The following is a 9,659-nucleotide window of genomic DNA, read 5'->3' on the forward strand; positions in this document are numbered from 1 at the left end:
GCCGGCCGCCGCCACCTCGCGGACCATGCGGCTCAGCTGCTCGACCTCCTCCTTGTCGAGGCCGGAGGCGACCTCGTCGAGGAGCAGGACCGCCGGCTGGGAGGCCAGTGCGCGCGCGAGCTCGAGGATCCGCCGCGTGCCCAGCGGCAGGGCCTGTGCCTGTTCGTCGGCCCACGGCTCGAGCCCGACCGCGCTGATGATCCCCTCCACCGCCTTCACGTCGCCTCTCTTGGTGGTCCAGAAGCGGGGAAGCCGCAGCATCGTCTCCAGGATGCTGACTCGGGAGGTGCGTGTCCGCGCGACGGCAACGTTCTGGCGCACGGTGAGCGGTGCCACCAACGGCGTCTGGAACGTGCGGCCGACACCCGCGCGGGCTACGCGGCTCGGCCCCAGCCCGGAGATCTTCCTCTCTCCGAGCATCACCGTGCCCCGATCGACCCGGTAGTACCCGGAGATGGTGTTGAGCAGGGTGGTCTTGCCGGAGCCGTTGGGGCCGATCAGGGCCACGATCTCCCCTGGCTCCGCCACGAAGCTGACGTCGGACAGCGCGGCGTTCCCCCCGAAGGACTTGGAGACTCCCTCGATCGTCAGGCGCTGGCCGGTGATCGTCGGCAGCTGGGCGCGCTCCTTGGGGTCCTCCTGCCGCACGGGCTTCGCGCCGGTACGCCCGAGCAGCCTCGGCACGCGGTCGGTGACCGAGGTCGCCAGTCCAGCTGCTCCTCGGGGCAGCACGATCGCCATGAAGATCAAGAAGCCGCCGTAGAACACGAGGGCGTACTTGCCCAACGACGTGCTCGAGTTGGGCCCCAGCTGGAGCAGAGTCGCTCCCACCACGGCGCCGAGGACGCTGCGCGACCCGCCCAGGATGCTGCCCGCAAGCACGGTGATCGCGAGCGTCAGGCCGAACGTGATGGGCGCGACGTACCCGTCGAGGTAGGCGAAGAGCGTGCCGGCCACGGTGGCCGGGACCCCACTGATGGCATACGCCTTGAGCTTGGTGCCGTAGACGGAGATCCCCAGCGAGGCGGCGAGGATCGGGCTCTCCCGCAGCACCGACAGGATGTCCCCCGAGCGGGAGCGGACCAGGTTCCGGAAGAGGATCAGCCACCCCGAGGTGGCCACGACCACGACCACGAGGTACTCGTTGAAGTCCAGGCTCGAGCCGAGCAGGCTCGGCAGCGGGATGCCGGTGGCGCCCTCGTAGCCTCCGGTCCACCGCTGGGCGATGCTGACGACGTTGGGCACGAGCAGGATCAGGAAGAAGGAGGAGACCGCGAGCATCCATCCGCCCAGGCGGAGTCCCGGGATGCCCGACAGCAGTCCCAGGAGCAGGCCCGCCACGGCGCCCACCGCCATGCACAGCGCGATGTCGTTGTGCCAGTGCAGCGAGACCATCACGGTGGTGTAGGCGCCGAGGGCATAGAACGCCGGCGAGGCGAACGACAGCTCGCCGGCGAAGCCGTAGCTCAGGTTGAGTCCACTGACGAGCAGGCACAGGAAGCAGATCAGCACCAGCTGACGGGTCGAGGCGGGGCTGAACCCCCAGTCGGGCGCCAGGGCCACGACGACCGTGACCGCCGCCCACACCGGGAGGACGAGCCAGCCCTTGGCGGCTGACCAGCGCGCCAGTACACCCGTGCTCACACGACACGCTCCCGTCGTTCGCCGAACAGTCCTGTCGGCCTGACCATGAGGACCGCGAGGAAGACCGCGAACACGGCCAGGTTCTGCCAGTTGGGGCCGATCTGACGGGCCACGACCTGCTGGACGACACCGACGCCGAGGCCACCGATCACTGCCCCGATCTGGCTCCCGACACCCGCCACCGCGAGGACCACGAAGCCGTAGACCGCGAGGGTCGTGGCGATGGAGGTCACCGCCGTGGTCTTCGGACCCACGAAGGGCGCGACGACCATGGCCAGCGCGCCGGAGACCATGAAGGAGACGAAGGTGAAGCGCCGGGTGTTCACGCCCAGTGCCAGGGCTGCCTCGCGATCCTCGGACAGCGAGATGGCGGCCAGTCCGCTACGGGTGCGCGTCGCCCAGAAATGTGCGCCCAGCCCGACCACGATGGCGAGGGGGATCAACATCAGCTCGTCCGGCGTCAGGCTGCCGCCGGGGAACGAGATCAGCTTGGTCGGCCCGAAGAACGGGACGGTCTCCGACGCGGAGACCACCAGAATCCCGATGATGCCCTGGATGACGGTCGTGGCGCCCACCGTCGTGACGAGCTCGGCATGGGAGCCTCGCGAGAGGATCGGCAGGATCGCGACGATGAGCTCCACGGTCGCAAGCAGCGCCCCCAGCACGGCGAGGATCACGAAGGTCAAGACGACGGGCACGTGGTGGTTGTACAGCGAGACGGTCAAGAACGCGCCCGCGACCATCAGGGCGCCTTGGGCGAAGTTGATGGTCCGAGACGTGATCCACGTCAGGTTGTACCCCACTGCCACCAGAACGTAGACGGAGCCGATCGACAGGCCCAGCAGCACCGTTGCGATCATGGGTTTCTCACCTGGCACTCTCCACCGGTCGACGCGGCCGACGCGGTCGCGGGAAGGCGATCCTCACCAGGCACCGCGACGACACCCGACCGATGTGGTCGGTCAGGGTGTCGTCGCGGTCGCGTGTCACTCGGTGTCGGCCTCGTCTGCGTTAGGGCCGCCGCTCACGAGGAGTGGTAGGCCTTCTTGAGAACGATCATGCCGTCCTTGGAGCCGACTTCCTGGCCGAAGGAGAACAGGCTCGCCGGGGTCTGCGGGTTGTGCGTCTTGGTGTCGAACGTCGGGCGGTACATCGGGAACTGCGGATCCGACGAGTCGGGGAGCGTCTCGAGGGCCGTCTTGAGGTTCGGACCGGTCACGTCCTTGCCGTTCAGGTTCTGGATGCCGTTCACGAAGTAGTTGACGTAGTCCCAACCGGTCGCGTAGACGAAGAGCGGCGCCGCCAGTGCCCCCTGCTCGTTCAGGGCCTTCAGCATCGCCTTGAGCTCGGGACCCCGGTCGGAGGGTGCCACGTAGGCACCCATCGGGCCGAGGGTGGCGAACGTGTTGTCGAGCTGCGTCGTGCCCTTGGCGTAGGTCGTGAGCGATCCGCTCGACGCCACGTTCCCGATCACGGTCGGCACGTTCCCGAGGTTGGCCTTGAGCCGGCTGCTGAGCATGATCGGCACCTCGGCGCCGGCGCCGTCCATCCACACCCAGTCGGGGTGGGACGCCGCCGCAGCCTGGTACGTCGCGGTGTAGTCGGACGCGGTGGGGTCGAACAGCTTCACGGTCGTCGCGATCCCCGCCGCCTTGAACGTGCTCTGCAGCGTGGGGACGTCAGCCTCGCCCAGTGCGTCGTTCGAGGTCACGATGGCGACGCTCTTCACACCGGGGTGGGAGGCGATGAACGTGGCACCGGAGGCCACCACGGTCGGCGCGAGCGTCGACTGGGAGAAGAAGTACGGGTACTTCGTCGGGTCGTCCAGGGCCGGTGAGGACGCCGAGCCGAGCCCGACGATCTGTGCCCTCGTCAGAACCGGCGCCATGGCGAGTCCCTCGTTGCTCGAGATGCCCGGGATGACATCGTCGGGAGGGGAGCTGCTGTTGACCGCATCCTGGAGGATGCTGACGGCCTTCGTCGGGTCGCTCTGGTCGTCCTTGACGGTCAGGACCAGCTTGTGACCGTTCACGCCGCCCTGCGAGTTGAAGTAGTCCACCGCTGCTTGGACGCCGCGGTTGACCGCTACCGCGGACGCCTCGAGGTCACCGGTCATCCCGTAGATCGCCAAGATGTTGTACGGCGACGTGTCGGCCGCCCCGGTCGACCCACCACTCGAGCTGGGGGAGGACGAGTTCGACGAACCGCACGCTGCGATCGCCATGCTCAACGCCACGCCGCCCGAGACCGTCATCAGCCGACGGGCTGGTACTGATGTCTTAGCCATTCCAGATCTCTCTTCCGCCGCTCGACGGCACTGCGGGGCCGCGGCCGTGGATAGTATGATCGTGTAGATGATTTAGTTAGTCAAGGCGTGTGACACGAAGGTTTCCGGGAGATTGCGGATCACGCTCGGGGACCACCCGCGAGGTAGAGGACCTGACCCGAGACGAACGACGCCTCGTCGCGCGCGAAGAACGACACGGTGGCCGCGACGTCGTCCGGCTGACCGACGCGGCCGACCGGGATGCGCTCGGCGGCGGACGCCTTGAACTCCTCGAACGTCATCCCCAGCTGGTCGGCCGTGTGCCTGGTCATCTCGGTGGCGATGAAGCCGGGGGCCACGGCGTTGACGGTGATCCCGAACCTTCCCAGCTCGATGGCGAGGGTCTTGGTGAAGCCCTGGAGGCCCGCCTTGGCCGAGGCGTAGTTGCTCTGGCCGCGGTTGCCGAGGGCGGAGGTGCTCGACAGGTTCACGATCCGGCCCCAGCCGAGCTCGACCATGTGTCGCTGCGTCGCCCGGCTCATCAGGAACGCTCCCTGGAGATGGACGGCCATCACCTGCTGCCACTGGTCCAGGGACATCTTGAACAGCAGATTGTCGCGGATCACGCCGGCGTTGTTGACCAGCACCGACGGGGCGCCGAGCCGTTCGGCGACGGTCTCCACAGCCCGGGCGACGGCGTCCTCGTCGGCGACGTCGGCGCCGACGGCGATCGCCCGCCCTCCGGCCTGCTCGATCGACTCCACCACCGGCCGGCAGGCCGCCTCCTGGAGGTCGAGGACGGCGACGCCGAACCCGTCGAGGGAGAGCCTTCGGGCGACCGCGGCACCGATGCCGCCCGCCGCTCCGGTGATGATGGCGACGGGGTCGCTGGGACGCATGGACAGCTCCTGAGGGTCGGGGCAGGCTAGGACTGGACGAAGGGCTCGGCCGCCCAGGGTGCGAGCTGACCCTCACCGCGGAGGGTCGGCGGCAGCTCGTCGTGCGGGACCACGTCGAGCACGGCCGCCATCCGACCGAAGCCCACGTTGGCGGCGACCCGGAGGCAGAGCTCCATCAGCTCGGAGTCGTCGAAGTGCTCGTGGAGCCTGACGAACAGGGCGTCGTCCACGGAGAGGTGGTCACTGGCCATGCGATCTGCGAACTCCAGCGCGAGGACCTCTGCCGGGCTGAGGTCGCTGGCCTCCTCGGGCTGCGCCAACGAGCAGACCAGGCTCTCGTCGACCGACCGTCCGTCGGCGTCCTCGTAGCGCAGCGACATGCACAGCCGGCACTGATTGTGGAAGGCGACGCGGATCCGCACCAGCTCGACGAGTCGGAACGGGAGAACCCCGTGAGCACGGGCGGCGGCCCCGAACGCAAGGTAGGCCCTCGCAATGTCGGGGCTGTGGGCGAACACCCGCTCGGCATGGGAGGCGTCCTCGCCGAAGACGGGGACGTAGACGTCGGGGCTCGTGGGCGAGATGCGGGTCATCGGGAGTCTCCAGAGGTGGTCGTCGGGTCGTCGGGTCGTCGCGGCGGCCGGCGTACCCACACGTGACTCAGCTCGAGCAGGGTCGTCAGTCCTCCGCCCAGCTCGGGCCCCGCCGCGAGATCGCCGGTCTCCTCGAGGAAGCGCGCGGCCGACGCGACGTCGTCGAACCACAGCTCCCCCACGCCGTCGTAGCCCCAGCCTGGTGGGGTCGGGAGCACGATCAGCGTCTGGGTGTGGCGACGGACCCGCGTGCGGTACCCCTCGGTGTCGGCGAGCCTCTTCGCATGGTCGCCCGTCCACGCGAGGAAGAAGGTGCGGAGGTCGGTGCCCGGGCGGCGGCGTACCAGGGTGAGCAGGACGACCTGGCCGCGCTCGCCGTCCAGCAGGATGTGCTCGACACCAGTCAGCGACGACTCGCTGACGTAGTCGGAGAAGACCCGGCGCTCGTCCTGGCGAAGCGTGGGGATGCCCTCCTGGTTGTAGACGTCGACCGCGTCGAAGAGGGACTTCAGACCGAGCAGGTTGGCGCCGTCGAAGTCCTGGGTGAGCGCGAGGGAGTCGGCCAGCGGCTCGGTGACGCGCTTGCACTGGACGACGGAGTCGAAGCGCGCACCGACGTCGGGGAACGAGCCCGAGAGGACGGCGTGCTGACGCCAGTTCTCCACGAACTCCTCGTAGGTGGTCGCGGGATTGCGCCGGGCGAGGTAGATCGTCTTGGCGGTCATGCCGGCTCCAGTTCGTGCCCGGCCGCGGCCAGAGCGGTGGCGATCTCGTCCAGTGCCCTCGCGACAGCGTCGCTGGTGCCCGAGGGCAGCAGGAAGACGATGCGCTCGAGACCCAGCTGGGCGAGCTCCTCGATGCGCTGTGGGTCGGCGGCGCCGCCCATGGCGCTGACCGGGACCGGGTCCCGACCGTGCTCGCGACAGGCCTCGGCGAGCTCGTCGAGGAGCGGGGGGAACTTCTCGGGTCGGAACATGTTGATGTCGGGCATCCAGCCGTCGGCGTACTCCGCGATGTCGCGGAACGCGCGCGGGCTCCCCCGGCCACCCACGACGATCGGGGGCCACGGTCGCTGGACCGGCTTGGGCCACAGCCAGGACTCGGAGAACGACACGAACCGCCCGTCGTAGCCGAATCGCTCCTCGGTCCACAGGCCCTGCATCGCCTGGACCGTCTCCTTCACGTGGGAGCGCCGGGTCGCGGGGTCCACTCCGTGGTCCCGCATCTCCTCCAGGTTCCAGCCGAGCCCGACCCCGAACACGAACCTTCCGCCGGAGAGCAGGTCGAGGGTCGAGACCGCCTTGGCGGTGAGGATCGGATCGTGCTGCGCGACCAGGCAGATGCCGGTCGCCACCTTGAGCGAGGTCGTGCTGAGAGCCGCCGCCGTCAGCGCCACGAACGGGTCGAGGGTGCGCGCATACTCGCGTGGCAGCTCGCGTCCGCGGTACCACTCGCTCTCCCGGCTCGTCGGGATGTGTGTGTGCTCCGGCAGCCACAGCGACTCGAAGCCTCTGGCCTCGACGTCCGTCGCGAGCTCGCGGACGTCGGTCGTCTCGTCGGTTAGGAAGATGTGGACGCCGGCCTTCATCGGGTCGCCTCCACCAGTCCGCCGATGCGCGGGACCCCCGCCGAGACCAGCCCGGCCCCGACCTCCTCCTCGCACTCGTCGGCACCGCCGAGCAGACTCGAGAGGAGCATCCCCCTCCTCAGGGGGTGCCGCCACGGATGCTCCCAGGTGTAGCCGATGCCGCCGAGCACCTGCTGGCCCGCCGCGCCCACCCGGTCGAGCGCGCGACCCGCAAGCCCCTTCGCCGCTGCCGCTGCCATCGCGGTCTCGGTGAGCCAGGCCTCGGCGACGACCACCTCGGCCGCCGCGAGGTCGACCCGCGCGTCGGCGAGGCGATGCTGCACCGCCTGGTTCGCCCCCAGAGGTCTCCCGAACTGCTCGCGCACCTTGACGTGCTCGACGGCAATCCGCAGCAGCTCCTCGCAGGTGCCGACCAGCTGGTGGGCGAGTGCCCTCCTGCCCGCAGCGAGGCCGGCCGACCAATCGGCGTCCGGCACCGGCGTCAGGGCCGCCGACTGCACGGTGACCCGGTGCCATCCGGCGGATGCGTCCAGACCTGCGATCGGCGACGTCGCGCACGCGGTGGCCGGCGCCTCGGCCAGGACGACGCCGTCCGCACCGGACACGGGAAGGACGACGGTCGCGACCTCGGAGGTCAGGCCGTCGAGCACCACGCCCTCCAGGTGGCCGTCTCGGTCCAGGGTGGATCGTCTCGGCAAGGGATAGGCCACCCGCGTCCCGGTCGCCGAACGACCGCCGTTCAGCGCCTGCAGAACGACGACGTCCAGGGCAGCACCGGTGAGCAGGAGCCGGCCCGTCTCCTCGAAGAGCGCTGCGACGGCGACCCGCGGCTCCTCGGCGAGCACGTCGTCCCACCCCAGATCGACAAGTCGGGAGTAGGAGAGATGGGGTGAGTCCTTGGCGGCAGCCGCCACCACGGCTCGGATGTCCCTGCTCAGGTCATCGGACACGGGGAAGTCCCAACACTCGGGTGGCGACGATGTCGCGCTGGATCTCCGCGGCGCCACCGTAGATGGAGGCGGATCGCGTGTAGAAGAAGTCGCCGCGCCACTGGTCCGCCTCGGCGGAGTCGTCGAGCTCGAACTCGCCGCGGAGGGTCGACCTGGCGAGGTCGAGCACGGCCTGCTCGCACGAGGACAGCAGCAGCTTGTCGATGGAGGCCTCCGGGCCGACGAAGTCTCCATCGGCGAGCCGGCGCAGCGTCCGCCGAGCGACCAGGCGCAGCGCCGTGACCCGGGCGTAGGTGGCACCCAGCTCGCGGGTCGGGCCGACCTCGGCGACCAGCGGTGCGAGGCGGGCGAGCTTCTGGTGGAGCCAGGCCTGACGCATCCAGGCGTACATGCCGCGCTCCCACTGGAGCAGGAACATGGCGAAGTCCCACCCGCGGTTCACCTCGCCGATCAGCCGGTCGGCCGGCACGAACGCGTCCTCGAAGTAGATCTCGCTCAGCTCGTTGCGGCCGGTCATCGTCGTGATCGGTCTGGCCTCGACGCCCGGGGTGTCCATGTCGACGAGGAACGCCGAGATGCCTCGGTGTCGGTCGGACTGCTCGCCGGTCCGGGCGAGGAGCACGCAACGATCCGAGACCGACGCGTAGCTGTTCCAGACCTTGTGCCCCGTGATCACCCAGCCGTCGTCCGCGACCCTCGCGCGAGTGCGCATCGCGGCCATGTCCGAGCCGGCCTCGGTCTCGGAGAACCCCTGGCACCACAGCTCGTCGCCCCGCAGGAACGCCGGCACGAACTGGCGCGCGAGCTCCGGGGAGTACTTCACGAGCGCGGGGACGAGCACCTCGAGCGTGGGCAGGGTCTCCGGGGACGGGAAGCCGGCCACGCTCAGGCTCTCGTAGACCTGGGCCCGACGCTCCGCGGAGCCGCCGCTGCCGCCGATCTCGGCCGGCCACCCGGCGCGCAGCCAACCGGCGTCGAACAGCATCCGCTGGTAGAGGCGCGGCGAGGCCGTCGCCTCTTCGACGCTCAGGCTCTCGTCGGGCTGGACCTCGCCCAGCTGTGTCGCGTGCTCGGTGATCCAGGCCTCCAGCCGCTCCTGGAAGGCAGCCGGCGACAGACTGCCCAGGTCACGGTCGACCGAAACGGTCATGTCGCGTCCTTCGGCTCCTGCTGGGCCGCCTCCTGCTGGGCCGCCTTCTTCTGCCCGGCCTTCGCGGCGAACTCCCCGGCGAGGCGTGCGACGTCGGGAGCGCTGAACGAGAGCTCCTCGGCCGCCAGGGCGTAGGGCAGCACGCGGCTCGCGGCCGCCGTGAGATGGAGGTTGATGGTGCGCTTGGTGTCCTGCAACGGCTGCGCCGGCAGCTCCGCCAGACGATGGGCGAAGGCCAGCGCCGCCGGCAGCAGCGCGTCCGCCGGGAAGACACGGTTGGCCAGACCCAGCCGGAGCGCGTCCTCGGCATAGATGCGGTCGCCGGTGAAGAGGTACTCCTTGGCCTTGAGGATGCTCATCATCGCCGGCCAGGTCACGGCCCCTCCGTCGCCGGCGACGAGTCCCATGGCGACATGGGGATCAGCCATGAAGGCCCCCTCGGCCATGTAGACGATGTCGGACATGACGGCCACGCTCGCGCCGAGGCCGACCGCGGGCCCGTTGACCGCCGCGATCACCGGCAGGTGGAAGCGCAGCATCTCGGTGACCATCCGCCCGGCCTCGCGGAA

10 protein-coding genes are annotated in these 9,659 nt (G+C 69.7%); all 10 read right to left on the reverse strand.

Features of this window, described 5'->3' with window-relative positions:
* A partial coding sequence (locus VHW64_RS03185; protein ID WP_329649060.1) for an ABC transporter permease subunit occupies positions 1–1,644 on the reverse strand: 1,644 nt, incomplete at its 3' end.
* The gene (locus VHW64_RS03190) at positions 1,641–2,504 is read right to left on the reverse strand and encodes a branched-chain amino acid ABC transporter permease (RefSeq protein WP_329649061.1); all 864 of its coding nucleotides are present in this window, start codon (positions 2,502–2,504) and stop codon (positions 1,641–1,643) included. The genes VHW64_RS03190 and VHW64_RS03185, both read right to left, overlap by 4 nt.
* Before the next feature lie 164 nt (positions 2,505–2,668).
* Positions 2,669–3,868: an ABC transporter substrate-binding protein gene (locus VHW64_RS03195; protein WP_329649062.1), complete on the reverse strand. Its 1,200-nt coding sequence runs from the start codon at positions 3,866–3,868 to the stop codon at positions 2,669–2,671.
* A 182-nt stretch (positions 3,869–4,050) separates the two neighbouring features.
* Positions 4,051–4,809: a 3-oxoacyl-ACP reductase FabG gene (gene fabG / locus VHW64_RS03200; RefSeq protein WP_329649063.1), complete on the reverse strand. Its 759-nt coding sequence runs from the start codon at positions 4,807–4,809 to the stop codon at positions 4,051–4,053.
* A 26-nt stretch (positions 4,810–4,835) separates the two neighbouring features.
* Positions 4,836–5,402, reverse strand: coding sequence for a carboxymuconolactone decarboxylase family protein (locus tag VHW64_RS03205; protein ID WP_329649064.1), 567 nt, complete (start codon positions 5,400–5,402; stop codon positions 4,836–4,838).
* Positions 5,399–6,127 carry an EthD domain-containing protein gene (locus VHW64_RS03210; protein ID WP_329649065.1) on the reverse strand — a complete coding sequence of 243 codons (729 nt, stop codon included), beginning with the start codon at positions 6,125–6,127 and terminating at the stop codon, positions 5,399–5,401. Before VHW64_RS03210 ends, VHW64_RS03205 begins: the two co-directional genes overlap by 4 nt.
* On the reverse strand, positions 6,124–6,990 hold the full coding sequence (locus VHW64_RS03215) for an LLM class F420-dependent oxidoreductase (protein ID WP_329649066.1): 867 nt from the start codon (positions 6,988–6,990) through the stop codon (positions 6,124–6,126). Before VHW64_RS03215 ends, VHW64_RS03210 begins: the two co-directional genes overlap by 4 nt.
* Positions 6,987–7,940 carry an acyl-CoA dehydrogenase family protein gene (locus tag VHW64_RS03220; protein ID WP_329649067.1) on the reverse strand — a complete coding sequence of 318 codons (954 nt, stop codon included), beginning with the start codon at positions 7,938–7,940 and terminating at the stop codon, positions 6,987–6,989. Before VHW64_RS03220 ends, VHW64_RS03215 begins: the two co-directional genes overlap by 4 nt.
* Entirely contained in the window at positions 7,930–9,090 is a 1,161-nt protein-coding gene (locus tag VHW64_RS03225; RefSeq protein WP_329649068.1) for an acyl-CoA dehydrogenase family protein, read from the reverse strand. The genes VHW64_RS03220 and VHW64_RS03225 overlap by 11 nt, the downstream gene beginning before the upstream one ends.
* On the reverse strand, positions 9,087–9,659 hold a 573-nt coding region (locus VHW64_RS03230; protein WP_329649069.1), incomplete at its 5' end, for an enoyl-CoA hydratase/isomerase family protein. The genes VHW64_RS03230 and VHW64_RS03225, both read right to left, overlap by 4 nt.

This window comes from Nocardioides sp. (assembly GCF_036267815.1).
Taxonomy (GTDB): Bacteria; Actinomycetota; Actinomycetes; order Propionibacteriales; family Nocardioidaceae; genus Nocardioides.